Raw genomic sequence first — 439 nt, 5'->3', positions numbered from 1 at the left:
AGATCGTGCTGAACGACCACCGCGCCCTGCCGGGCTGGAACGGCGAGGGTACCGAGGCCGAAGGCTACCTGCTGGGCCTGCTGATCGGCGACGGCACCTTGAAGGCCGACAAGGCGGTGATCTCCGTCTGGCTTGCGGAAGAGAACGATGCGCTGCTCGTCGCCAATGGCGCGCCCGCGCCCTCCAGCGGCGCGCACGGCATCCTGAGGGCCGCCGAGGCTGCCGCAGCGACGCTGTCGCACCGGGCGGATTTCCGCGGATTCCAGCGCACGGTGGCGCGCAGCGGCGGGGCCTGCGCGGAGCGGCGCATGGCCAGCGGCGCCGTGCGTGCGCTGGCGCTGCGCATGGGCATGCGCCCCGGCGCGAAAGTCATCACCCCCGCCATGGAGCGCGCATCGTCCGCGTTCTCGGTGGGCCTGCTGCGCGGCCTGTTCGATAC

Annotated in this window: 1 protein-coding gene; it reads left to right on the top strand. The window is 72.7% G+C overall.

All coding sequences use genetic code 11. The annotated features are described in order from the left end of the window. On the top strand, nucleotides 1-439 hold a 439-nt coding region (locus E4T88_RS18955; protein WP_221411823.1), incomplete at both ends, for a hypothetical protein.

This window comes from Dysgonomonas mossii (assembly GCF_004569505.1).
In the GTDB taxonomy this organism is placed as follows: Bacteria; Bacteroidota; Bacteroidia; order Bacteroidales; family Dysgonomonadaceae; genus Dysgonomonas.
The sequence above is the reverse complement of the archived record's forward strand: the minus strand, read 5'-3'. Positions and strand labels throughout refer to the sequence as shown.